The 24,801-nt window shown below is 48.3% G+C and carries 21 protein-coding genes and 1 tRNA gene; 9 read left to right on the top strand and 13 right to left on the bottom strand.

The features are described 5' to 3' along the window. Positions 1-3 precede the first annotated feature (3 nt). Positions 4-651: a ComF family protein gene (locus ACMUEV_RS24250; protein ID WP_190653624.1), complete on the top strand. Its 648-nt coding sequence runs from the start codon at positions 4-6 to the stop codon at positions 649-651. Between the two features lie 200 nt (positions 652-851). Beyond that, on the top strand, positions 852-1,352 hold the full coding sequence (locus ACMUEV_RS24245) for a GNAT family N-acetyltransferase (protein WP_017286519.1): 501 nt from the start codon (positions 852-854) through the stop codon (positions 1,350-1,352). A gap of 60 nt (positions 1,353-1,412) precedes the next feature. Here ACMUEV_RS24245 and rppB read toward each other — a convergent pair whose 3' ends face one another. The 3 genes from rppB to ACMUEV_RS24230 are packed head-to-tail and all read right to left on the bottom strand — an operon-like array spanning position 1,413 to position 4,150. Then, positions 1,413-2,744, bottom strand: coding sequence for a two-component system sensor histidine kinase RppB (gene rppB / locus ACMUEV_RS24240; protein ID WP_190653623.1), 1,332 nt, complete (start codon positions 2,742-2,744; stop codon positions 1,413-1,415). 2 nt (positions 2,745-2,746) lie between these two features. Continuing rightward, a complete protein-coding gene (gene rppA / locus ACMUEV_RS24235; protein ID WP_190653622.1) occupies positions 2,747-3,436 on the bottom strand; it encodes a two-component system response regulator RppA in 690 nt (229 codons plus the stop codon). 54 nt (positions 3,437-3,490) lie between these two features. After that, positions 3,491-4,150 carry a DUF305 domain-containing protein gene (locus ACMUEV_RS24230; protein ID WP_190653621.1) on the bottom strand — a complete coding sequence of 220 codons (660 nt, stop codon included), beginning with the start codon at positions 4,148-4,150 and terminating at the stop codon, positions 3,491-3,493. A gap of 433 nt (positions 4,151-4,583) precedes the next feature. Here ACMUEV_RS24230 and ACMUEV_RS24225 point away from each other — a divergent pair, with 433 nt between their 5' ends. Continuing rightward, positions 4,584-6,686 (top strand): heavy metal translocating P-type ATPase, encoded by a 2,103-nt coding sequence (locus ACMUEV_RS24225; RefSeq protein WP_190653620.1) that lies wholly within the window; start codon positions 4,584-4,586, stop codon positions 6,684-6,686. A gap of 36 nt (positions 6,687-6,722) precedes the next feature. Here the strand turns inward: ACMUEV_RS24225 and ACMUEV_RS24220 are convergent, their stop codons facing one another. The 4 genes from ACMUEV_RS24220 to ACMUEV_RS24205 all read right to left on the bottom strand — a co-directional run bounded on the left by ACMUEV_RS24220 (position 6,723) and on the right by ACMUEV_RS24205 (position 12,850). After that, positions 6,723-7,220 (bottom strand): hypothetical protein, encoded by a 498-nt coding sequence (locus ACMUEV_RS24220; protein WP_190653619.1) that lies wholly within the window; start codon positions 7,218-7,220, stop codon positions 6,723-6,725. Then, positions 7,210-10,326: an efflux RND transporter permease subunit gene (locus tag ACMUEV_RS24215; RefSeq protein WP_190653618.1), complete on the bottom strand. Its 3,117-nt coding sequence runs from the start codon at positions 10,324-10,326 to the stop codon at positions 7,210-7,212. The genes ACMUEV_RS24220 and ACMUEV_RS24215 overlap by 11 nt, the downstream gene beginning before the upstream one ends. 4 nt (positions 10,327-10,330) lie before the next feature. Then, on the bottom strand, positions 10,331-11,989 hold the full coding sequence (locus ACMUEV_RS24210; protein WP_190653617.1) for an efflux RND transporter periplasmic adaptor subunit: 1,659 nt from the start codon (positions 11,987-11,989) through the stop codon (positions 10,331-10,333). A 150-nt stretch (positions 11,990-12,139) separates the two neighbouring features. After that, entirely contained in the window at positions 12,140-12,850 is a 711-nt protein-coding gene (locus ACMUEV_RS24205) for a DUF305 domain-containing protein (protein WP_199329740.1), read from the bottom strand. Between the two features lie 348 nt (positions 12,851-13,198). Between ACMUEV_RS24205 and ACMUEV_RS24200 the strand changes: the two genes are divergently transcribed. Then, positions 13,199-13,387 carry a hypothetical protein gene (locus ACMUEV_RS24200; protein ID WP_190653615.1) on the top strand — a complete coding sequence of 63 codons (189 nt, stop codon included), beginning with the start codon at positions 13,199-13,201 and terminating at the stop codon, positions 13,385-13,387. A 27-nt stretch (positions 13,388-13,414) separates the two neighbouring features. On the opposite strand, the gene ACMUEV_RS24195 is transcribed toward ACMUEV_RS24200, so the two are convergent. Further along, positions 13,415-13,501: transfer RNA gene (locus ACMUEV_RS24195), tRNA-Ser, on the bottom strand. A gap of 90 nt (positions 13,502-13,591) precedes the next feature. Here ACMUEV_RS24195 and ACMUEV_RS24190 point away from each other — a divergent pair. Then, positions 13,592-13,960, top strand: coding sequence for a 2Fe-2S iron-sulfur cluster-binding protein (locus ACMUEV_RS24190; RefSeq protein WP_017286529.1), 369 nt, complete (start codon positions 13,592-13,594; stop codon positions 13,958-13,960). 1 nt (position 13,961) lies between these two features. Here ACMUEV_RS24190 and ACMUEV_RS24185 read toward each other — a convergent pair whose 3' ends face one another. The 4 genes from ACMUEV_RS24185 to ACMUEV_RS24170 form a co-directional block, all read right to left on the bottom strand. After that, a complete protein-coding gene (locus tag ACMUEV_RS24185; RefSeq protein ID WP_190653614.1) occupies positions 13,962-15,893 on the bottom strand; it encodes a tetratricopeptide repeat protein in 1,932 nt (643 codons plus the stop codon). A gap of 30 nt (positions 15,894-15,923) precedes the next feature. After that, positions 15,924-17,225, bottom strand: a complete 1,302-nt coding sequence (locus tag ACMUEV_RS24180; protein WP_017286531.1) for an AAA family ATPase — start codon at positions 17,223-17,225, stop codon at positions 15,924-15,926. Between the two features lie 137 nt (positions 17,226-17,362). After that, a complete protein-coding gene (locus ACMUEV_RS24175) occupies positions 17,363-17,602 on the bottom strand; it encodes a helix-turn-helix domain-containing protein (protein ID WP_017286532.1) in 240 nt (79 codons plus the stop codon). A 101-nt stretch (positions 17,603-17,703) separates the two neighbouring features. After that, positions 17,704-18,765, bottom strand: coding sequence for an AAA family ATPase (locus tag ACMUEV_RS24170; protein WP_017286533.1), 1,062 nt, complete (start codon positions 18,763-18,765; stop codon positions 17,704-17,706). Between the two features lie 176 nt (positions 18,766-18,941). Here ACMUEV_RS24170 and ACMUEV_RS24165 point away from each other — a divergent pair, with 176 nt between their 5' ends. Then, a complete protein-coding gene (locus ACMUEV_RS24165; RefSeq protein ID WP_017286534.1) occupies positions 18,942-21,788 on the top strand; it encodes a cation-translocating P-type ATPase in 2,847 nt (948 codons plus the stop codon). 110 nt (positions 21,789-21,898) lie between these two features. Beyond that, on the top strand, positions 21,899-22,372 hold the full coding sequence (locus tag ACMUEV_RS24160; RefSeq protein WP_190653613.1) for a DUF29 domain-containing protein: 474 nt from the start codon (positions 21,899-21,901) through the stop codon (positions 22,370-22,372). Between the two features lie 228 nt (positions 22,373-22,600). On the opposite strand, the gene ACMUEV_RS24155 is transcribed toward ACMUEV_RS24160, so the two are convergent. Continuing rightward, complete coding sequence (locus ACMUEV_RS24155) at positions 22,601-22,894, bottom strand: hypothetical protein (RefSeq protein ID WP_348251542.1); 294 nt, start codon at positions 22,892-22,894, stop codon at positions 22,601-22,603. Positions 22,895-23,223: 329 nt separating this feature from the next. Here ACMUEV_RS24155 and ACMUEV_RS24150 point away from each other — a divergent pair, with 329 nt between their 5' ends. Together ACMUEV_RS24150 and ACMUEV_RS24145 are read left to right on the top strand one after the other, a co-directional pair. Next, a complete protein-coding gene (locus ACMUEV_RS24150) occupies positions 23,224-23,916 on the top strand; it encodes a hypothetical protein (RefSeq protein WP_190653611.1) in 693 nt (230 codons plus the stop codon). 17 nt (positions 23,917-23,933) lie between these two features. Next, positions 23,934-24,635 (top strand): DUF1822 family protein, encoded by a 702-nt coding sequence (locus ACMUEV_RS24145; protein ID WP_190653610.1) that lies wholly within the window; start codon positions 23,934-23,936, stop codon positions 24,633-24,635. Positions 24,636-24,801: the final 166 nt, after the last annotated feature.

Below are 24,801 nucleotides of genomic sequence, written 5' to 3'. Positions count from 1 at the left end.
GTGATGTTAGACGGGGTTTTAAGTCTGATTTTGCAGAAGTCTTGCCCGTTGTGCGATCGTTCTACCTCAACCTATCTTTGTGCAAGCTGTCGGAAAAGATTAGACCGAGATCAATTTTCAGACCCCACACAGTTCTGGAAGCAGCGAATTTTTGCTTGGGGAAACTATACGGATACGCTCAAGCGTACGATCGCGGCATTGAAATATGAGCGTCATCCTGAGTTAGGTATGTTACTCGGCGAGGAATTAGGACGATCGTGGCTCAAAGCAAGATTGCATCCAGGAAAGCTGACGGTGATTCCGATTCCGATGCATTTTGAGAAACAACAGCAACGCGGTTATAACCAGGCAGAGCTAATTTCACGGGCATTTTGTCAGATCACCGGGAATGCTCATCAGCCCAAGGGATTGCAGCGAATTCGGGCAACTGAGGCTTTGTTTGGATTGTCGCCTCAGGGTCGAGAGCAAACGTTGACACAAGCATTTGCGATCGGCAAAGGGGCAACACAAAACTGCCCCGTTTTATTGATTGATGATATTTACACCACTGGAGCAACAGCGAGAGCTGCAATACAAGTTTTACATCGACATCAAATTCGCGTACTGGGAATTGCAGTAGTGGCGAAACCAAGCTTTGAACCGCGATCGTAACGTTCTGAAATGAAATCTTCAGTTCGAGAATTGCGGACTCGCTCAGTGAGAGAATCAAATTTGAGGCAGTCGCGATCGAACGGTTCGATCGTGAAGCTGCCCGTCAGCTTTGCAATAGTCCAACCTTGCTCGTCTTGTTCCAGCGGGGTTGGTCGTCATACGAGTCGTAACAGCAATGCAACAATAAACGAGAGATTCAAATGATTGTCAGAAAAGAGACTCCATCCGATATTGAAGCAATCACCCAAGTCACAATATCTGCCTTCAAGACCCTTCCAATCAGCAATCACACCGAGCAATTTATCATCCAGGCATTACGCAACTCAGGCGCACTAACTTTGTCGCTTGTAGCAGAGCAGGACGACCAGGTTGTTGGGCATGTCGCTTTTTCTCCTGTCACCCTTTCTGACGGTTCAGAGGGATGGTATGGTCTCGGTCCTGTGTCAGTAGTACCTAGCCATCAAAAACAAGGGATTGGAACATCGCTCATCAATGAGGGGTTGTCTTTGCTAAAAGAGATGGGCGGACAGGGTTGTGCTCTTGTGGGTGATCCGAACTACTATCAGCGCTTTGGTTTCCGGAACGTTCCAGAACTGATTTATGAAGGGGTTCCACCAGAGTTTTTCCTAGTCTTGCCGTTTACCAAGAAGGTTCCCCAAGGAATTGTGGTGTTTCATGAAAGCTTTTGGGCACATGGCTAGTGTTTCGGTGATCAGCAGATAAGCTCCTCGCGCTCATCACCTCTGTAGAAGGTAGTGCGTTCATTTGAGTGGTAAGCGAACGATCAATTCACTTCCCTGACCAATCGCACTCTGAACTAGAATGTTGCCATTGTGTTGCTTCGCGATTGCAAGTGCGATCGCGAGTCCTAATCCGGCTCCACCAGTCTGGCGAGAGCGATCGCGGCTAACTCGATAAAATCGATCAAAAATTCGCGGCTGGTCTTCAGAAGCAATCCCAATTCCTGTATCTCGAACTTGAATCACTGCATGGTTCGAGTCACAGCCCAGCGAAACTGTAATGTTGCCACCCGCAGGTGTGTATTGAATGGCATTTGTGACTAAGTTAGCGATTAACTGAAAAAGCTGTTCCTCGTTACCTAGGACATAAACAGGATAAGGTACTCGAATATCCAGTCTGAGATCAATATCAGCCGCGATCGCCATTGCACTAAATTCATCTAACACATCTGTCAGCAAAGAATTCAGGCAACACGGTTGATGTTTCACAGGCAAGACTTGCAGATCCATGCGAGACAAGAGCAGCAAATCTTGAACCAGTTGAGCGAGGCGATTGTTCTGGCGCTCGATCGTGTATAGCGTATTTCGAGCTTCTGGTTCTGGTAATGTTTCGAGTTCTAGAACAGATTCAATCGTGGCTTTCGTCGCAGCCAAAGGCGTTCGCAATTCGTGAGCAACATCTGCTGTAAATTGCTGCACTTGTTGATACGAGCGATACACGGGTCGCATCGCTAATCCAGCTAACCACCAACTTGCAGCAATCACAAAAAGAATAGTGATCGGCAGTCCTAGCAGAAAAGTAAGCCGCAAGGTCGCCAAATAGTGGTCGAATTCTTGCAGCGATCGACCTACCTGTAAGTAGCCCCAAGGAGCATGTTGATTATTCTTGAGAAGAATAGAGATTTGGTGATAGCGTTTTCCGTCAGGCGTTTCCAGCGTTTGCCAGAGAGATTGTTGTAGCTGATCTGAAATTGCTTTCGGAGGATGTCCATTTGTCGCAATCAGTTGTCCAGATTGATCGAGAAACCGCATGTAATATCCTTCTTGCTGTACGGCTCCTAAAACATGACGTTCTTCTGTCGGTTCAGCACAAAGCGTTGAAGTGAGGCACAGCCCTGGCAGGAGTTGAGAAACACGATCGTTGATCTGTCCAGGCTGCTCCAAGATCGGTTCTAGCCCGTCGTGTAGGGTGCCTGAAACAGATTCTAGCTCTTGATGTAGAGCGTGCCAGTGCGCCTCAGTGAGCAACTGATAAGCCACACCTCCAGCCATGACTAGAATCAAGCTCATGACTCCGGTATACCAGCTTGCTAATCGCCAGCGTGTTCGGTTGAAGAGTTGGTTCTGTTGCATCGCTATCCTTTAGCATTCAGGCGATAGCCTAGCCCGTAGACAGTCTCTAGCAGCCCTTCACAGCCATAGTCCGCTAACTTACGCCGCAGAAGACGAATTTGGGCAGGAACCACATTGCTGATGGGATCAGCTTGTAAATCCCAAACTTGATTCATTAATTGGTCGCGAGTGAGAATCTGATTGGGATGCTGCATAAAATACTCCAAAAGCTGAAATTCTTTAGCTGTCAGAGGAATCGTTTGTTGCTGAGGCTGAGTTGTTTGAACCGTAGCTGTGCTGTAATCCAAAAGGAGATAACCAACTTGAAGCTGGGGTGGCTGAAATTGAGGCGATCGACGCTGTAAGGCTCGTAGTCGTGCCCGCAGTTCTGCCATGCCGAACGGTTTGACGAGGTAATCATCGGCTCCGGCATCGAGTCCCATGACTTTATCTTCCATACAGTCTTTTGCTGTCAAGATTAGAATCGGGAGGGGATTGTACTGCGATCGTAGCCGCCGACAAAGCTCAATCCCAGATAGTCCTGGTAGTAACCAGTCGAAGATCGCTAAGGTGTAATGAACTTGGGAATTATCAAGACAGTTCCACGCTTCTGTGCCATCTTGAACCCAATCCACAACATACTTATCCCGACTGAGGGCGTGCTGAATTGCCGCCCCTAAATCTGGTTCATCCTCAACTAATAGTATTCGCATAGAATTTTTTTCAATCAACTTAAGGCTTAGGCTCCTTCTGGAATAGGGGAAAATTTACCGATACCAGGCTTGGTTCCACTGCTGCATTTGAGTAATTTCAGCCGTCTGAGATTTGATCATTGATTGAGCAAGATTCCGCATGTCGGGACGATTAGTCCGATTCAGCAGCATCTGAGCCATGTGGACTGCCATTTGATGATGGGGAACCATTTGGCGGATAAATTCTCGATCGAAGTCGGGCGCATTTTTTAATGCCTGCAAATCCATCTCCATGCTCATTCCGCTTTGGTGCATTCCCATCCTGTCTGAGTGGTTCCCCATCATTCCTGAGCGGTTCCCCATCCTGCCCATTCCAGACGACACTGCTGGAACGTTTGTCCCGTACCAAGCCTTGTACCAGGTTCGCATCTGGTTAATTTCGCGGGTTTGGTCTTGAATAATAGATGCAGCTAACCTCTTAATTTCAGAATGTTTAGCCCGACTGGAAGCTAATTGAGCCATCTCTACGGCTTCCTCGTGGTGTGGAATCATCCTTTCAATGAAGTGACGATCAACTTGTCCCATGATGGGTCGTTGAGGAGAATGTGATCTGTTAGCAGGAGTTTGAGAAGTAGGTGCGGCACTGAGACTTTCGATACGACTGATATTGAGTAGTCCTATAACTGTGCTACTAGTTAATAGCCCTGCAAAACTGTAAAGCAATATTTTTCTCATGATGATGTTCCCTCCTTGTAAAAGTCTAGAAATATTAGACTCTTCTTTTCTAAGCTAGGTCTAAATTATGAGGAAGTTGTGAGCGATCGCCAACGGAGTTTAAATCAACAAAACAGTATGGTGTGAATCCTCCTTTCCAAATTCTGCTAGGGCTTCACGTGCTTCCTGATGTGCTAGTCTGACGTACATTCATACTCAGATTAGAAACATGAGTAACGCCTAAGTGAGTATCCATAGCAGTTCTATTCTCAAGCTTGCACAACATCATAAAATTGCTATGAAATATTTGCGGCTCAACATTATTGTTCACACGAACATTGCTCTATCTCAAGGTTGATCTTGCCTAAACGCACCCAATCTTTCATAGCAATTTGAGAATTCTTCGCCAATATGAATATAAGGCAAACGATCCACGATCGAGGAGCGATCCATCATGCACCACGACCACTCGAATCATCCACATCATTCTGATCCGGGATATGTTGGGCACGCCGATCATGAACAACAACTCGAATCAAATCTGCCTAATCCCGCCCCGCACCAAGACGCAGGTCATCATCAGCACAAAGGTCATGACCGACACGCAGGGCATAGCCCGGAGATGTTCAAGCGGCGGTTCTTCATCTGCTTGGTGCTGACTTTGCCAATTCTCTATTTTTCGCCACTGTTTCAAGAATGGTTTCGCTATCAGGCGATTGATCTACAAGGAAGCAATTGGATTACGCCAATCTTGGCAACTGTCATTTACTTCTATGGCGGCTGGGCATTCCTGAAAGGTGCTTGGTACGAACTACGAGGCAAGATTGGCATGATGACGCTGATTGCGCTAGCGATCACAGTTGCGTTTGTCTACAGTTTGGCAGTGACGTTTGGTTTGCCAGGTGATCCTTTCTACTGGGAGTTAGCAACACTGGTCGATGTGATGTTACTCGGACATTGGATTGAAATGGCTTCAGTGCAAGGAGCCAGTCGTGCTTTAGAACATTTAGCAGATTTAGTGCCTGAGATCGCACATCGATTGACCAACGGGCGCATTGAGGATGTCTCGGTGAGTACCTTAACCGAGCATGATCGTATTCTCATTCGTCCGGGAGAACAAATTCCGATTGATGGCGAAATCACTGAAGGTGCTTCGAGTGTGAATGAAGCCTTTCTGACTGGAGAATCTCGCCCAGTGACGAAACAGATGGGTGATGAAGTGGTTGGGGGAGCCGTTAACGGTGAGGGAGCTTTAACTGTTCAAGTGACTCGCACTGGAGACAAAACGACATTAAGCCAAATTATGCGCCTGGTCGAAGAGGCGCAAAGTTCTAGAAGTCGATATCAAGCCTTAGCAGATCAGCTTGCGTATTGGTTAACCTTAATCGCGATCGGTGTTAGCACCTTAACGTTTGTGGTCTGGCTAGCAGCAAACTCAGGCTTAACCTTTGCCATCAATCGTGCCGTTACAGTGTTAGTCATTACCTGTCCTCATGCGTTGGGTTTAGCCATTCCTTTGGTGATCGTAAATGCAACAGCGATGTCTGCGAAGAACGGTATTTTAGTTCGTAGCCGGGAAGCGTTTGAACGAGCGAGAGATATTAAAGCGATCGCATTTGATAAAACCGGAACCCTGACCGAAGGACGATTCGGGGTGCAGCACATTGATACAGATGGCATTGATGAAGTAGACGCGTTAACCATTTCCGCTTCGCTGGAGTCGTTGTCAGAACACCCACTAGGACAGGCAATTGTGGGAGAAGCCGAGCATCGCCAGATTCATCTGGTTCAAGCGAGCGAGTTCAAAGCGATTCCTGGTCGAGGTGTGGAAGGAACCGTCAACGCTCAACGCTATCGAGTCGGACGACCCGAATGGGCAGAAGAGTTGAATTTAAAGTTTCCGTCAGCGCTACGAAAAGGATTGCAAGAAATTGAATCGCGAGGAGAAAGCGCGATCGTGCTTCTCAACGATCAACAAGTTCTAGCTGTGATTGGATTAGCTGACCAGATTCGAGAACGGGCACGAGAAGCCATTCAGCGATTGCATGAAATGAACATTGAAACCGTGATGATTACGGGTGATGCAGAAGCGGTGGCGAAAACCGTTGCAGCAGAATTGGGCATCGATCGCTACTATGCGCGAGTGCTACCGCAAGATAAGGCAACCCTAGTGCGACGATTAAAAGCAGAGAAACCCACTGCTTTTGTCGGAGATGGTATCAATGATGCACCTGCATTGTTTGAAGCGGATTTGGGAATCGCGATCGGGGCAGGAACCAATGTCGCGATCGAGTCGGCTGACTTGGTGTTAGTGAAAAATGATCCACTCGATGCCACCTATGCCCTTCAGCTTGCCAAAGCCACCTACAACAAAATGATTCAGAATCTATTCTGGGCAACGGGATACAACGTGATTGGCATTCCCTTAGCGGCTGGAATTGCTTATCCATTTGGAATTTTGCTTTCTCCAGCCGTTGGAGCCTTATTTATGAGCATTTCGACTGTGATTGTCTCGATCAATGCGATGCTGCTGCGTCGGGTCAAATTGAGCCATTAATACAGAGCATCGCATCAATCTTTTTTTGTAGCCAGTCTACTTTTTGAAACTAAAGCGACCGTTGACTTTTTCGCCACTGATATCGGTCAGAATGGCGACTTTGTATTCTCCTACTGCCGTGCCAGGGAGTAAAGCCGCGTAGTGTTTATCTACGGGGTCATATTTCATGTCTAGAGCTTTCTGGGTTCCGTCTGGAAGTTGAACTTGCGCTGTGACCTTCGCATTGGGAACTGCTTCGTGATTGTCGCCTTTTTGTAAGTAGAAATCTAAATGGGTTCCGTTCGCTTCTGGTTGGGGAATGAATTCTAGATGGTAAACGCCTGTCTCAATAGTCTGTCCTCCTTTTCCACCATGCTTTCCACCGGATTCAGTTTTAGCTGTAGTCGCTGCGGTGCTGGGGGAAGCAGTCGTCGTGGGTGTTGTTGCCGCAGGACTCGTACTTGAATTTTTAGCCGTGTTGCTGTTGTTGCTACAAGCTCCTAAGAGAAGTCCTAGACCGACTATCGTAAGGGTGATCGATTGCTTAATGTTCATAGTTTTTTTGAGGGTGATGATGGGGAAAATTGGGCACGAGAAACTTACTAAACTGCGAATATAGAGCAGGAATCACGAGCAAGGTTAATGCAGTTGAGGTGAAAAGTCCGCCTAACACAACGATCGACAACGGCTGCAAAATTTCCTTTCCCGCTCCACCTGCCACAACCAAAGGTGCTAATCCCAAAGCCGACGTAAAAGCGGTCATCAGAATCGCATTGAGCCGTTCCATCGAGCCTTTGATCAAGACATCTTTGAGGGGCATTCCTTCGGCAAATTTAGTGTTGTAGTTATCGACTAACAGCAATCCATTGCGAGTAGCAACCCCGAACAACGTGACAAATCCAACCAGCGACGCAACAGAAATAACGCCGCCTGTAAGTGCAACTGCAATCACTCCACCGACTAACCCAATCGGCAAGTTGATCATGATCATGGCAGTTGAGGCAATGGACTTCACTGAGAGATACATCAGGATGCAAATGATGACAAATGCGATTGCGCTGAACACCAAAATATTTTGAGTTGCTCGTTCTTCTGCCTCAAACTGTCCGCCGTACTGCACAAAGTAACCAGAGGGAATCGAAACGTTTTGCTTGATTTTGGCTTGGATTTCGTTGACGGTCGATCGTAAATCTCTCCCGCTCACATTGGCGGATACCACAATCAGACGAGAGACTTTCTCGCGGTTGATCGTATTGGGTCCTGTTCCGTTACGAATCGTCGCTACTTGAGCTAGGGGAATTTTGCCACCACTGGGCTTATCGATGAGAAGATTCTCGATCGTACTCAGGTTATCGCGGGCTTCAGGTTTGAGCCACACGACTAAATCAAACGTTTGCTGAGCTTCTAGAACTTGAGACACGACGTGCCCATTCAGTGCAGTCTCGATCGTGGTTGCCAACTGCCCAATGGATAGTCCTTCTCGTGCAGCAGCATCGCGATTCAATACAATCTGCACCTGATTGATCGGCACTTGTGGTTCAAGCTGCAAATCGACAATTCCCGGTATGGCTTGCATTTGCGCTTCGATTTGTTGTCCGATCGTCCGTAACTGCTCTAAATCTGCACCAAAGATTTTGACCGCAATCTGACTTCTCACCCCCGATAACACTTCATCCATACGATGGGAAATAAATCCACCAATTCCCGTTGCAACACCTGGAAGTTTGGCAAATTCTTCTCGTAGCTTATTAATAGCAGCAGGACGGTCTGCCAAACCCTTTTCACTTAAATCCACATCCAAGTGGGCAAAATTGACTCCTCCTGCATCCCCATCTCCTGGAGCGCGTCCTGAGCGAGTTTGAATGTAATTGAAGCGAGGATCGGTCTTGAGTGCTTCTTCTAGGGCAAATCCAGCTCGATTAGTAACTTCGAGTGAAGTACCTGGATAGAGAGTCAGGGTGTTGACTAAAGTTTGCTCTTGAAATTCGGGGAGAAATTGTCGTCCAAGTGTGGGAACGATCGAGAGCGATATCACCAGTAAAGCCGCGGAGAGCGATAAAATCAGCACCGATCGCCGCATCGCAAACCGCAACAGAGGATGATAAAACCGCTTACAGGCACGAGCAACCCAAGGTTCTTTCTCTTGTAGTCGTCCTTGGGGTAGCAGGATGGCACACAACGCTGGCGACAACACCAAGGATTCTAAACTAGACACCACCACGACAATCAGATAAGCAATGCCCATCGGCGTAAAGATGCGCCCCTCGACTCCGCTTAACGTAAAAATCGGAGAAAAGACTACGGCTCCGATTAGTGTTGCGCCAATCAGCGATTCCCGCACCTCCTGGCTACCTTCGTAGATGACTTCCATCATTGGACGAGGATGAGCCGATAGGCGATTTTCGCGTAAGTTGCGGTAAGTGTTTTCGCCATAGACGATCGCATCATCAACTGCCGTTCCGATCGCGACTGCCAGCCCACCTAGCGTCATCGTGTTCAGCCCTAGTCCTAACCAAGAGCAGACGAGCAAGGCAAACAGCAAGGTGAGAAAAAAGTCGAGCAAGCAGACCGCTAGTGTACGCCAGTTCATCAAAAAGGGAATCAGAATGGCAGCTACAATCACACTGCCTTCAACGAGCGCCGATCGCACATTGTCAACCGATGCAGCAATGTAATCATCTTGGCGAAACGTCACTGCAACATTCACACCTTTAGGCAATCCAGCTTTTAATTCCTCGATCGCGGCTTCTACCGCACGGGTTACGGTCGGCGTGTCTGCTTGCGGTTGCTTATTGATCATGACAATCACAGCAGGCTGACCATTGACACTGCCATCGCCCCGCTTGAGAGCCGCACCAATTTTCACCTCCGCAACATCTGCAAGTCGGACTGGAGTACCTTTGCGAGAGGTGATGACTGATTTCTCTAAGTCTTCGATCGATTCAATCCGTCCAATGCCTCGAATCAGTTTCTCCTGATCCGGTGTGATCAGGTATCCTCCCGGCGCATTGAGATTTGCAGCAGCAGCGGCTTGTGTAACTTGTTCTAGAGAAACATCAAAGGCTTTGAGTTGCGCGGGATCAACGAGAACTTGATACTGTCGAACCTCACCCCCATACGCGGTTACTTGACTGACTCCGGGAACTGCTAACAATCGATTGGTTACTTGCCAATCGATGAACCGTCGCACGTCCATCATGGAAGTTTGCGCTCCGGGTTCGATGGTAAAGGCGACTTTGAGAATCGTGCCGATCGGCGAACTAATCGGAGAAATGCGCGGCGTTTCGATGCCTTCTGGGAGCTTGGTCTGAACTTGCTGTAATCGTTCCGTGACAAGCTGCCGTGCCTGAAAAATGTCGGTTCCCCAATCAAAAATGACTTTAACAACCGAAATTCCCGGCGCAGAGGCAGATCGAACCGCAGTCACTCCAGGCGTTCCATTGACTGTACTTTCAATCGGCAACGTCACCAGTGACTCTACTTCTTCGGGAGCAAGTCCCGGCGATTCTGTCTCAATTTCAACTTGGGGCGGTGCGAACGGTGGAAAGACATCCAGCGGCATTTGAGGAATGGCGCGAACTGTCCAGAGCGTTACGATAATTGCTCCTAGAACCACTACCCAACGGCGTGCGATCGCCCATCTCACAATAGAACTCAGCATAGGTCTAATTCTGGGGACGATCGAACTGTTTCTCGGTCACTTCAGTCGGCAATTTGCCGTTTTGGGATTGAAAATGATTCAGGTCAATCTCTGGATTAGGATGAAATCCATTGGACTCTGCGGGAACAGGTGAAGCAAAGCGTTGACGACGATTCGCCCAATACATCCCTGCCCAGAATGTAGATCCGATCAGCAAACCTCCGATAGGCAGAATTGCCCACCACGGTAAAGGCATGGAACTTTGAGAAGTCACAGGGTTAGGGGAATGATTCGCTTCTTTCTGGCCCCCAGTGCGTAACGATTGCGCGTAGAGTTGAGTGGCTCGTTGTGTAACCACGCGATCGCCATCAAATAACCCGTTTGTGACCTCGACAAACTCTCCCGATTCGCGACCCAGTGAGACTTCGGTTGGTTGGAAAGCTTGACCATTTTGGACAAACACAATCTTTTTCTTGTCGTTGGTTTCAACGATCGCGGATTTCGGAACAGCCAAAACTGCAACAGGGGTTCGATCTGTTAACACTTCCAGTTCAGCAAACATTCCCGGCTTGAGCGCACCATCAGCATTATCGAGTTCCGCTTTGACCGGAACAACACGAGTATCACCTTGCACCGTTGCACCGATCACACTAATTCGTCCGCGAAACATGCGATTCGGCAAGCCATTGACTCTGACCTGTACCCCTTGCCCTTGTTGAACTTTATCTAAATCTTTCTCATAGATATCGGCAGCGATCAATACACTACTGCCATTTACGATCGTCATGATCTTTTTGCCCGCATCCTGTCCCGATTCGCCGATCGTCGCTTCTCGGTCTGCGACCACTCCAGAAATAGGAGCTGTGATGGTAATTGTCCCGTCTTCATTCGCACTTGCGCCTAACTGCCTCAGTCGAGTTTGATAAGTCTGCCCACTCAATTGACTCTTGGATTGCGCTACATCAACGGCAGACTGGGCGCGTTTAAGTTGTGCCTGAGCTTCAGAGACTTGCAACTGACTTCTAACTTTTGCAAATGCCGCTTTCGCCTCGGCGAGTTTCGATTCGGACTCTAGAACGGTACGGCGGGGGATAGCTCCAGTAGAAAGAAGGTCGCGATCGCGGTCATATTGCTCTTGAGCCACATTTAACGCCACTTGTGCCTGCTGAATCTCGGCTTGAGCAATTCGCTGCTGCTGCTCATAGTTTTGCTGCGCTAGGCGTAAATCTGCCTCGGCTTGTTGAACGCTGCCTATTGCTTCGGACTGTCGATCAAGGGCAATGGTGCGAAGTTCGGCAAGCTCTGGACTAGTCATGATGGCAACGGGTTGTCCTACCCTGACTTGTTCTCCGGGCTTAACCAACAATCGCAACACGGTTCCCCCAACAGGCGTTGTTACCTCTGCTTGTTGATTCGGCTGGGCTTCAATCTGTCCGGTCGTTTTGATACCCGAGACAAGACGTTGACGGCTCACGGATTCCACTGTCAGCCCCATACGTTCTGCGGTAGCAGCATCCACCTCAATCGCTCCCACAGTCTGGACAGGCTGACTGTCATGCTGAAACTCGTTGCCGTGTCCAGCATGCGCTAGCGTGATTTGGGGAGCTACTATGATCAGCAACAAGCCCAAGACGGTTGCAGAAGCACCGCTAGAACGCTTGGGACGGTAAGAAATGTGAAGCATCGATCGCGTCCTTGATAGAGGTTCGGGGCAGGTTGAGTTCAGCAGAATCTGGAGGAATTCGGCTGCGACACAGTCTGCATGAGCCAAAGGCAGCAAGCAGATACCCAGTCAATAGTTTCGCAGCCAAACCTAAAACTCAGATGAAATGGGTTACTGGTTATACCAAGCTTTCCGCCACTGTTTCATCTGAGCAATTTCCTTCTCCTGCGAAGCGATAATCTCTTGAGCGAGCTTCTTGATTTCTGGACGCTTTGATTTACTCAGAGCATCCTGCGCCATCGTAACGGCTCCCTCATGGTGCGGAATCATCGCATTAATAAAGCGCAAATCGAACTGATTATCCGCAGCCCCTAAATCCATTCCCATCATCATGCCTTTCATCTGATCAGCCGACATCGGCATCATCTGTCCCATCTTCGAGTCATACGCCATCGGAATGCTATTGGCTTTGGGATACCAGGCTTGCCGCCACTGCTTCATCTCTCCAATCTCTTGATCCTGGGCTTTGATGATATCGGCTGCCAGTTTCTTGATTTCTGGGCGCTTGGATTTTTGCTGCGCCTCTTTTGCCATCTCGACCGCGCCTTGATGATGTGGGGTCATGGCATCAATGAAGCGTAAATCAAAGCTGGCATCGGCTGGACCTAAATCCATCATCATGTTGCCATGATTCATACTGCCGTGATCCATATTGCTATGATCCATTCCCGGCATCGTGCTGGCAGCAGGAGAAGAATTGGTAGCAGGATTTTGTCCAGTTGTGGTGGAACAGGCGGCGAGAGTAGCAATTGCAACGAGTCCAACAACGGTTTGGGTCGTCGTTGACTTGAGAGATCGTCTTAAAAATCGAGAATTGAACATGGAGCGTTTCATTGAGAGAGGCTGGAGTAATAGAACCTCTTTATTCTGATCTCTCCAGTCAGATAGAGAGTCAAGGGTTGAGGCTAAGGATTTGATAGAACTATCCCTACCGACTAAAAGAACATACAAAAATAAAACCAGGATGAAATAAAGCGACTCATTCAACTAGAAATCGAATGCCTGACGCTTGGTAGGGGCGACTTCAAGATGATTCTCCTAAGTTGAGTTTCAGCTTCAACTTAGGAGAACGAACAATGCCTCATCAGCCATATCAGTCGATTATTAATGCTGCGGTTCACTGCGCTTCCGAATGTGAACATTGTGCCAAGTGTGTCTGACTGATACGGAATGGGCGCGAGTCTGCCAGGATTGCGCTCAACTCTGCTGAACGATCGCATCTTTTATCAGCCGCAGTTCCCGCTTTATTCTCACGTTGCGCGATCGTGCATCGAAGTCTGTCAAGCCTGTGTCACCGAATGTGAAAAGCATTTGATGTTTGAAGCAAAAAGAACCCTCGGATTTTCGAGGACTTCCTGAAAACCTTAATCTACTGATGCTTTAGAACGGAGAGAGAGGGATTCGAACCCTCGTTACAGTCACCCGTAAACAGCATTTCCAGTGCTGCGCCTTCAACCACTCGGCCATCTCTCCAAACCATGCAGCTTTTTACGCCGCAGAATTCATATAGTAACAGAACATGTCGCATACTGAATAGAGAAGATTCAAAATTTGTTGATCATCATGCCTGAGTTTCATACTGTTCGTGTTTATCACCGCCAAGAAAATAAATTTTATTCTTTTGAAGTGCCGAGCGATCGCTATATCCTCCAAAGCGGCGAAACCCAAGGCGTTGAACTTCCCTTCTCCTGCCGTAATGGAGCCTGTACCGCTTGTGCGGTGAGAGTTTTATCGGGGCATTTAGAGCAGCCAGAAGCCGTCGGACTCTCACCCGAGTTGAAGCGGCAAGGATATGCATTACTCTGTGTCAGTTACGCAAAATCAGATATCGAAGTCGAAACCCAAGACGAAGATGAAGTGTATGAACTACAATTTGGACGATTCTTTGCGAAAGGACGTGTGAAACGAGGACTGCCACTCGACGAAGAATAGGTCAATGTGATTTGTCTGAATGAGAAATGGTTGCGGTGACTGCATCGACAAAATCTGTCACCGCCTGTACCAAAGGTTTGGGCAAATGCTTTCGGAACCATTGATACACATAAATTAACGTCAAGCCATCGACTTTCTTCTGAGTAAACAATTCTTCTTGCAAATCATTCAAATGCTCCAAGGCTCGATTCTTCAAATCGATTGGAGCCTCTGCATTGACTTGCGCTTTTAACTGATTAAAGTTCTGCTGTAAGGTCTGCAAATCTGCTTGTTCCGCATTCATTTCCGCGATCGAGGAAATGTAAGCGCGATTCTGACTCGTGATCGGAATCACTCGCAGATGCTCTATATACTGCTGCTCTTTGCGGACTTGTTCTAATAATCGTCTGATTTGTAGATTTTCAGGTTCGATCGCTAAGGCTTCTTCTAAGTGAGCGATCGCATCTTGAGTTTCTCCCAAGTTATGCAATTCTTCGCCATAATCGAGCAGCGCTTGAACATAACTATCTCGAACGCGCACCGCATCGACTAAATAAGCACGTTTGTAATATTTCAACGCCTGCCCGAACTGTCGCATTTCCGCCAAACTATCTGCCAGTTCAAATAGCGATTCAAAATGATTGGGATTGAGTCGCAGTACTTCATTCAACAGGCTGACAATCTTCGGATTCATCCCGCGCAGCCGCGCAGATTTTGCGGCTTCGTATAAATTTTGGGCTTCTGTATTCAGATCTTCGAGTCCCCGGAATTCTCGCCGCACCGGATGCCGCTGAATCAGCCAACGGCGTACCAGTTCGATCGACACTCGATAGGTTGCCAAAGTCGGAGGCATAGAAAGATGTTTCTGTCCTGGGAGAATTCCCGATCGCACTCCAGAGGTTCTTAACAGTTTCCAGCCCACCAGATTCAACAAGGCTTTGCGGATCGGTTCAGTGAGTTCAACGCCGCATTCGCGCAATAATTGCAACGGCTCGACTTCGCTAAAGTCTAAGCTCGAAATTTCAGGAAACTCCATTTGTCGTGCCCGTGGAACCTCTGCTGCCGCTGAAAAAACGACGCGTTCCGGCAAGGGAATGCCTTCCCAAAACCAACCTAATCCGCCTTCACCGAGTTCGATCGCCCGATCGACAATAAATCGCACATCGGATCGCGTCACTCTCCACCGTTTTTCTGTCCGAGCATTAGAAAAGAGCGCAAAACAGACGACTTGAGTGAAATAGGGATGCCCAGCCGTCAATTCCCAAATTCCATCGATCGCGGCTAAGTCGTATTCTAAAATTCCTTTGGCGGGAATTGTGATCAACTGTTCAGTACTGCGTTGATCGAGAAGCCCTACTTCTTGATTCGGCGCTTCTCGAAACAGACTGAGCATCAAAGGCAAATCTTCTAACTGCCGACCAACGACAGGAATAATGTACAAATTCGGATTGTCATAGACCGCCGTTTGTAAATACCCGAACAGATGCTCGGCTGCTTGCTTGACATCGACGTTGTAGAGCGTATCAAACTCATCCAGCAGCAGCACGATATTTTTAACGCCTAATTCGCGCCGCAGGGCTGGAATAAAATTATCGATAAAAATTTGCGGATTTTCGGCAAAAGCCTGAACCGGAGGAACCTGAATCGTCAAGTCAAACTGTTGCACAGAATCGCGTGACAATTCGTGCAGCACCTCAGCCAGCGATTTCCGGCTATCTCCTTCAAGAGAAAGGGGCACAAATGCAAACTCTTTGAGGTCAATTGCTCTGGGAATTTGCGCCAATACCGAAGACTTACCGATGCGGCGATGCCCGTGCAATAAAATCACTTGAGCTGATTGAAGCAAATTGTCTTCGATGAACTCAAATAAGCGATCGCGTCCGAAAAAACGGTCAGGTTCGGTAATAGGACGACCGATAATATATGGATTTCTCCGCTCGATCGAGTAACTCATATCTAAAGCAGTGGCTTACGCCGCTCCGAATTATCCCTGAATGAAACCAATCGGTAGGGCAGATGTAACCTTCCCTAACCAAGACAGAATAGATGGTATTTCTTCTTTATGCTGCCAAAGCCAGCGTATCGCATTGGTCACGGTTTCCGCTTGGCGACGGCTCATGAGATTCAGAAACGTGCGCTGTCGGGCTTGTAACGCTTCTTCGTCACTATTCTCGATCTCTTTGACGACCCACCACTCCATGAGCGAGGAAGCAAAGCGATACTGTTTCTTGCCCTCTTGCACTTGGTAGACCACAACCCCTCGTTCTTCGAGATCCCTTAATTCTCGCTCCTTTTGGCTAAAAATTACATCCGTATCACCGAGGTCATAACGTTTCTTCAGTAGCCGCCCTTTCAAATGGGTCAGTGCGAGGAGCATTAATAACGTCTGTTCGGTATCGTTCGACTGATTCCAGTTGTCTTCAAAATAATGCTCAGTGGCTCGCTGAAATTCTGTAGCAAAGGCATCGCTATCTGGAATACGCTCAGCGCGGAATTCTCGGAATAAAAGGTATCCAGCAACTTGTAAAAGGGCAGGACTGCCATCCGCAATATCGCGAATGCCATCCCGCAGAGCAGGGGTCAACGGCAATCCTCCTAATAGCGAGGCTGCATCGGTTTCACTGAACGGCTTCAAGGGCTGGAATAGATAGTGATTATACCAAGGGGATTCTCCGGGTTTGAGTTTGATCCCCGCTTCATTCAAGCGCCGCAATGAGGTGACGATGCTCGCGAAATAATCGGATTCTTTGGAGTGAGAGGCGAGATTCCGACAATCGCTTAAGAAATCGCTGGCATCATCTTCGGTGTAGTTTGCTGTAGGACGAAGCGCGACATCGTAATCGTCGATCAGGAGTAAGAGGAATTTATTGCGATCGCCAATCATGCGGAGAATCGATCGTAAACAATCTTTACTTGCAGTTCGTCGCTCAATAAATTTATCGACTTCGGCAGCAATTTCTGGTTCATTCGCGAGGGCATCTTTCAAGATCACAAAGACTTCGTGCCAAAAGTTTTCTGCGGTGAACGGAGTCACGCCCAGGCAACTGAGCAGCACAACGACTGCCTGAGTCGGATCATGTCCGCGAAACTTCCAAGTTTGCGGCGCAGCGATCATATTGAGAAACGACGTTTTCCCAATTCCAGAGCCGCCCCAAACTGCGAGGTGTCCCCGACTGAGAATTTGATCGAATGCCGTTTCGATTTCTCCTGTCCGCCCGATAAACAGTAAGGGCGAAACAGGTTTTCCTGGCACGTACGGATTTCGTAAAAATGGGGAGTCGGGCATATCAGGTCATCGATCAGGCTTTTTTCGATCGTACCTGTGATTTCCTTAACCGAGGCAAACTTCCGCCGAATTAACTAGGGTGGGGAGTGGGGAGTGGGGGAGTGGGGGATAGTTTAGTTCGCCCCATTCCCCATCTTCTAAATCTCCTCATCCGCTCCAATCCCCAGGTATAGACGTACAAATTCCGACGCAGCCTTTGGATTAATTGACTTGAGGGCTTTGTAAATTTCGACGACCACTTCTGCTAATGGATCACGCTCACCGCGCAACCACCGACTAAAGTTTGATCGATTCACACCCATAATTGCAGACAATTGATACTGCGTGATGCTGTGAGATTCCAGCACCTGCTTCAATGCACTCCCCGCTTTCGACATGCTCTGTGCTGACTAACAACAATAGATGAAATGACTATATAATTTTTTACCTCTCCTGGAAAGTAAAATCGAGTATCACTTATCACGGAACGATGATTTTTCTACGAGAGTCGATACTTCATCCAGGCTCCTAACATCGGGAGTGCAATCCGATATCCTAGCTCTGCTCCGTAAACTAAGCCTTTCTGCTCCAAACTTGCCAGCGCCCCCTGTAAGCCTCCGCCTCGGGATAAGTTATGTTTCTGAATATATTCACGCGCATGGGGACTGTCGGTTGGATCGAGCGCTAAGCTTTCTAACACCCGCACTTGGCTGTGTGGGAGTAATAAAATTAATGATTCAAACGTGACTGAGAGATCTTCGATTAATGCGATCGCACTTCTTTCCACATGGTGGGGCTGCACAATCGTTTCTGCTTCCAATCGAATCCGGCGCGCCAACGTAATCGCATCGCCAAAATGCCCTTGTACATAGTTCAGAAACACCGCTACGCTTTCTGGCTCAAATTTTAATTTCTCAGCCGCCATTGCTTCGATGAGCCAAGTTTGTAACACTTCATCTGGGAGCGGACTCAGCGAGAGTACTCGCAACTCATCCGGTTCTGACCAACGCTCTGCGACCGTCGCGATCAGTGCGTAGCTCACCCGGCTCTGTCGCTGGACTTCCTGGCGCAAATATTGCTCCCATTTGTTGGAGCGATCGAATGATTTCAAATGCGGGAAGTTCTGAAATACAATCACCACCCGACTGTCGAGCCACTCGGCTAGAGCCTGCGGCAAGGTCAGTAGTGCCTCAAACAATGTCCATTCCTTGCCCGGTACAGGGTGCCAAACTAGTTGAGTTCGTCCCTGTTGCGATCGCAAAATGAAGGGATGCTCCTTACTCCAACGATCGATAAACGCTAGTTCCTCTGGAGACTTGAACGTCTGAATAATCGCTTCTGCCAGCAATTCAAGAAATCGAGAATAGTTCGTCGCGCGCAGGCAATCGATTTCTAGTACTCTTGCACTACAAGCCTGAGCAGCTGCACGCATGAGTGTTCGTCTACCGATACCTGGAACCCCTGCTAAGAGAATGTCATGATCACCCAACAAAATTTGGCTGACCTGCTCTAGTTCAGCGTGTCGTCCAATCAGTTGAGAAAAAGAAAAGGGATGACTCACTGCAAATCTCTACTACAAATCTCTACGAATAGAGGGTTCACAAAGCGCTCGAAACGCAGTAATGTCTAGACTCTATCATCTAGCTTTAAAGATAATACTATTTAATAGTGCCATATTCTACGCTTTAGCACTATGATAAGGTGCTGTAGGTCATTATTCCTCAACCTCTTCAGTCTATGTCTGGTCATTCACTTCCATCGCCAAACACGGCTTGGCATACGCTCGATACTGTTGGATCACTGGCGACGTTAAATAGCGATCGCACCACAGGATTAAGTGAGCAAGAAGCCGCCACTCGCCTAGAACAATACGGAACGAACGAACTCGAAGAATCTGGGGGTCGTAGCTCCTGGGAAATTCTGATCGACCAATTTAAAAACGTCATGCTCCTGATGCTGATCGGAGTGGCGTTAGTGTCTGGGATTTTGGATATCATCGCCCTGACGCAAGGAAATCTCAAACCCGGTGAAGTTCCTTTCAAAGATACGATCGCGATTTTAGCGATCGTGGTTTTAAATGGAGCACTCGGTTACATCCAGGAAAGTCGAGCAGAACAAGCATTAGCCGCCCTGAAACAGCTTTCTTCGCCGCGAGTTCGTGTCTTACGCGGTGGGCGAGTCAGCGAAGTCGATTCTAAATATTTAGTGCCAGGCGATGTGATGCTCGTCGAAGCCGGGACGCAAGTCTCCGCAGATGGTCGAATTCTAGAAGCCGCAAACTTGCAAATTCGAGAAGCTGCCCTGACAGGGGAAGCAGAAGCCGTTAGCAAGAACGCGAACATCACCGTCAAAGAAGATGCGATGCCTGCCGATCGCATCAACATGACCTACCAAGGGACTGAGGTTGTGAATGGTCGCGGAACGGTTTTGGTGACGGGAACCGGAATGCGAACTGAATTAGGAAAAATTGCCGCACAGATTCAGGGAGTCGAATCAGAACCCACGCCGTTGCAACGACGTATGGATCAACTGAGCCAAGCGCTCGTAACAGGTGCATTAATTTTAGTTGCGATCGTGGTCGTCGGTGGGTTGCTGATCAGTCGCAACTTTGGGTTGCTGCAGAATTTGCTGCAAACGTCTTTAAGTATGGCAGTTGCAGTTGTGCCGGAAGGGTTGCCTGCGGTGATTACGGTGACATTAGCGATCGGAACTCAGCGCATGGTACGCCGCAATGCGCTGATTCGTAAGTTGCCTGCTGTTGAAACATTAGGTTCTGTCACGACGATTTGTTCGGATAAGACTGGAACCTTGACCCAAAACAAAATGGTCGTGCAATCGCTGCATACGATTAGTGCTAGCCCGAAAATTACAGGGCAAGGCTATGCACCCGATGGCGAATTTCTGCTCGATGGCACAAAGATTATCCCTGCAGAACAGCCGGAATTTAGAGCTTTACTCCTTGCTTGTACAGTGTGTAATGACTCGATTCTGCAACAAGAAGCGGGAGAATGGATCATCCTAGGCGATCCGACTGAAGGAGCATTACTCACGGCTGCTGCAAAAGCAGGATTAGAACGAGATCAGTGGAATAGTAAACTGCCACGGGTCGCAGAGTTTCCGTTTTCTAGCGATCGTAAACGAATGAGTGTGATCGTTGAAGATGCAGCAGGCTTGTTGCAATCTGAGACAGATTTCTTAGCAACGCCTTATCTGATGTTTACTAAGGGGTCGCCTGAGATTGTTTTAGAGCGCTGTCAACAGATTCAAGTTGGCGATCAGGTTGAGCCAATCACTCAAGTTCAGCGCAGCCAAATTTTAGAGCGCAATAATGAACTTGCTGGAAACGGTTTGCGCGTGTTGGGCTTTGCTTACAAGCCTTTGCAAGGAGTTCCATCTGAAACCGATGAAGAAGGGGCAGAACAGGACTTAGTTTGGTTAGGCTTAGTCGATATGTTGGATGCGCCTCGTCCTGAAGTTCGAGAAGCGGTTAAACGCTGTCGGACTGCTGGAATTCGCCCTGTGATGATCACAGGAGATCACCAATTAACGGCAAGCGCGATCGCTCAAGATCTAGGCATTGCTAAACCGGGTGATGAAGTTCTCATTGGACGTGAACTAGAAGCAATGAGCCAGCAAGAACTCGAATCGCATGTCGATCGTGTGAGTGTCTATGCGCGTGTGGCTCCAGAACATAAACTCCGGATTGTTCAAGCGTTGCAAAAGACAGGGCAGATTGCTGCGATGACCGGAGATGGGGTGAATGATGCTCCGGCTCTGAAGCAAGCAGATATCGGGATTGCAATGGGGATTACCGGAACCGATGTGAGTAAAGAAGCATCTGACATGGTGTTGTTGGATGATAACTTTGCCACGATCGTTTCTGCGACAGAAGAAGGTCGGGTGGTCTATACCAATATTCGACGATTTATCAAGTACATTCTGGGATCGAATATTGGGGAAGTAATTACGATCGCGGCTTCTGTCGTCTTGATTCCGGCAGTTGCAGCAACGGGAAGTGTTCCGTTGACTCCATTGCAAATTTTGTGGATGAACCTAGTAACCGATGGTTTGCCCGCTTTAGCTTTAGCAGTTGAGCCTGCGGAGCCGAATGTGATGAATCGTCCGCCGAATCATCCGGGTGAAAGCATCTTTGCACGGGGGTTGGGAGCTTACATGATCCGGATTGGGATTATCCTTGCGATTCTCTCAGTTGCAACGATGGTGTGGGCTTATGACTGGACGACGAAGAATACAGCAGGTGGATTAGATCCAGATCGTTGGAAGACGATCGTGTTTACAACCCTGTGTTTAGCTCAGATGGGACATGCGATCGCGATTCGATCAAATAGTCGCTTGACGATTGAATTGAATCCGTTTACGAATCTCTATGTCTGGGGTGCAGTTGTTCTGACTTCAATTCTGCAATTGGCATTGGTGTATGTTGAACCGTTGCGGAGATTCTTTGGCACGCATTATCTGCCGTTTGATGAACTGATGGTTTGTGTGGGCGTGAGTGCGTTGATGTTTGTGTGGATTGAAATGGAGAAACTATTCATCCGTTTCTATTTCAGCAAGAAGCGCTAGCAACAACCGAAACCCTAGTAGTAATGCCTCTCGAATCCTGTTCGGGGGGCATTTGATTTTGAAGTGATTTTTTCTGGATAGAATGAGGGCATCAATAGAGGCATTCAGTGATGAAATCCGAAGTCACAGTCAACTCCAAGTCTTTATACGATACCGACTATCAACTGTGGATAGATCAAACGATTGCCCAATTGAAAGCACAAGAATTTAGAGAGATTGATCTGGAGAATCTGATTGAGGAGATAGAAAGTTTGGGCAGAAGTGAAAAACACGCCATTTCAAGCTATCTGATGCGGTTGTGTGAACATCTCCTTAAGATCAAATACTGGGAATCTGAACGCGAAACCTGCTTTAGAGGGTGGGATATAGAAGTTGCTAATTTCCGGTTGCAGATTCAAGAGCTTCTGGAGACGAGTCCAAGCTTGAAATCGTTTTTGCAGGATATCTTTTCTAAGCAGTACAAAAATGGCAGAAAGCTTTTTCTCAAAGCAAGCCAACTGAGTGACAAGCTAGTTCCTGTAGAGCCTTGGTTTACTCTAGAGCAAGCCTTAGACGAAGATTGGCTTCCTTCGCAGCCCGAATAATTCTATAGATGAGTAAATGAAGAGCGATCGCATCTCTCTAGACACGATCGCTCATCGCAAACCTGCATCATTCAGGAAAAAGAAAATTAGACGACCTCAGCTTTTTTCGCTTGGCGGGTGGATGGTTACGAATGGATTGAAGCTTCTACGAATTGGGTTGATCGATGTGCAAACGGGTGAGATCACTCAGCAGAGGAGTTGGATGATTCTGCTGAGTGAGGGGTGGAGTTAGTTGGGGAGATTGTCGAGGACTTGATTGAGTTGTTGGGTGGTGGATGCGAGGTGTTTGTGGGCGGTGGAGAGGAGTTGGATGCAGGTGAGGAGGGGGAGGGTACTGGTGGCGGTGGCGATCGTTTGATCGGGGAATTTGCCGGAGGCGACTGCGCCGAATGTGAGCAGGCTGAGAATGAGGCTGAGCCGCGTGATTAGGAGGGCGAGGCGATAGTAACGTTGGGCGAGGATGAAGTTTTCGCGGGATTGGTGAAGGATTTCGGTGATGATTTCAGTATTGAGGTTTCGCATGTGACATCTCAGTAATCTGTATTGGAGTAACAGATTGGGAAAGGGAAAATTACGGGGGAGAGAAGTTCGATCGATGAGTAGGTTGTACTGTTTTGTTTCTGCTGTGTTGGGTTAAAGGCTTCGTTTATGTCGGCTTATGCCCCCTAAATTCCCCATTTTGCGGGACTTTGAGCATCGATAAAAAAAAAATCAGCGATTCCCGTAAAAGTGGAGTCGTTCTCCTGTCTATAGGTTGAAAGCGTTCAAAGACAGGAGGCGAAGGATGCCAACAATGGAGCGTGTGAAAAAGAACGGAAGATTTCCTGGGGTCGCACGATCGGGAGGGCAAGATGGAGCGGTTTGAGTCTTTGCCTGAACCAGAGGTGACACCTATGGATGATGAGATGCACGATGAGCCGTTGTCTCCGCTCGATCGAGAATTGCATGAACTGATTCAGAGAGGACTGACGGCGAGTATTGTGCAGCGTCGGATCATTGGGAATCAGATTTATCGCAAGATTCAGCAGTCGGGGAAGTTGTTTTATCGGTCTGACCCGGATTATGAAGATGCTGAGATCGAAATGTGGCGGTACTTCTGGCGCAATCTTTGGGAGGCAGATACGGTTGAAACGCCATTTAGCGATCGCAATTGTCGGATTCTGGCGCGATTGAATAAGTATCTGAGGATGCGGCTTTTGGATTATCAACTCAAGCGGCAAGCAGAACAGAAGCAGCGAGAACAGGTGCGAGTTGCGGATGGGGAATGGTCGGATATTGCAGAATCGATTCCGGCTCCGCAGGGGTGTGAAGAGATGCAGCGATTACGAGAATTGATTCACACTGATCCAACTGGGGAACTGGGGCAACTGCATGTCAGAAAGCATCCAGAGATTACAGCACAGATTTTACTAATTCGGCGAGGACTTCAGTGCGAAGGGTGGAAGGACTTGCAGCGAGAATTAGGGGTTCCACATTCAACATTGAATACCTTTTATGAGCGGTGTTTGGTGCTGATTAAGCAATTGTTTGATGCAGGTTACTAATTTACTAAGGAGACATCATGAACGGGCAAGATTTATCGATTACTATCCCGATCGCTTCTGAGTTTCGCACTCAGGCTGAACAGATTGCAGCAGGTCGGGAGCAGGTTTACTGGAAGACGATCGCGCTTCTTGCAGTGACCGAATATTTGCAATGGCAGGGGTATGAGGTGCGATCGGGATTCGTCGATCGAGTGTTGACGGATGATGTTTATGTTGTGGGTGTGGGACGGGTTGGATGTTTGCAGGTAAAGAGGGGTGAGGCTTTCGAGTTGCCGGAGGATGTGCAGCAGGGGCGAGTGGGAACAGTGGTGCTGAGTTGTGCGGAGAAGCAAGTGAGGCTGTGGGGCTTTTTGCCGTTGTTTGATCCGGAGGATCTGCCGGAGCAGGTGGAGTGGAATGAAGTGCAGAGTTTGGATGTGATGGTGGAGTCTTTTGCGCGGATTGAGCGGGGGAGTCATGAGCCGCAGTTGCAGGAGCTTGAGCCGGATGAGATAGAGCGGCTGAGGCTTGTGGCGATGTTGGAGCGGATCTATCGGGAAGAACCCGCGAATCGGTGGGGGATTCGGGCGGCGCAGGTTTTGGGTGAGGAAGGGCGAGAGGTGGCGTTGTCGAGAGAGGCGAAGTTGCCGCAGGATTTGACCGAGCGGCAGGATTTGGCAGAGCAGATGATGCAACGGTTAGTAGAAATTTGGGGTGAGGGAGAGGAGTTAATGGCATGAGTTCACTGTTTAGACACTTTAAGTCATGTCTGCTGCGTTGCTCACCCGCTCCCGGATTAAAATCGGAGCTAACAGAACAAAGTCCACTAAAGGGACTGGAGCAACCAGAATTCGGTCTTTTTAGTCCCTTTAGTGGACTTGGCTTAGTTAGCCCGGACTTCCAGTC

The organism is Leptolyngbya sp. FACHB-1624 (assembly GCF_047649235.1).
Lineage (GTDB): Bacteria > Cyanobacteriota > Cyanobacteriia > Leptolyngbyales > Leptolyngbyaceae > Leptolyngbya > Leptolyngbya boryana.
The sequence above is the reverse complement of the archived record's forward strand: the minus strand, read 5'-3'. Positions and strand labels throughout refer to the sequence as shown.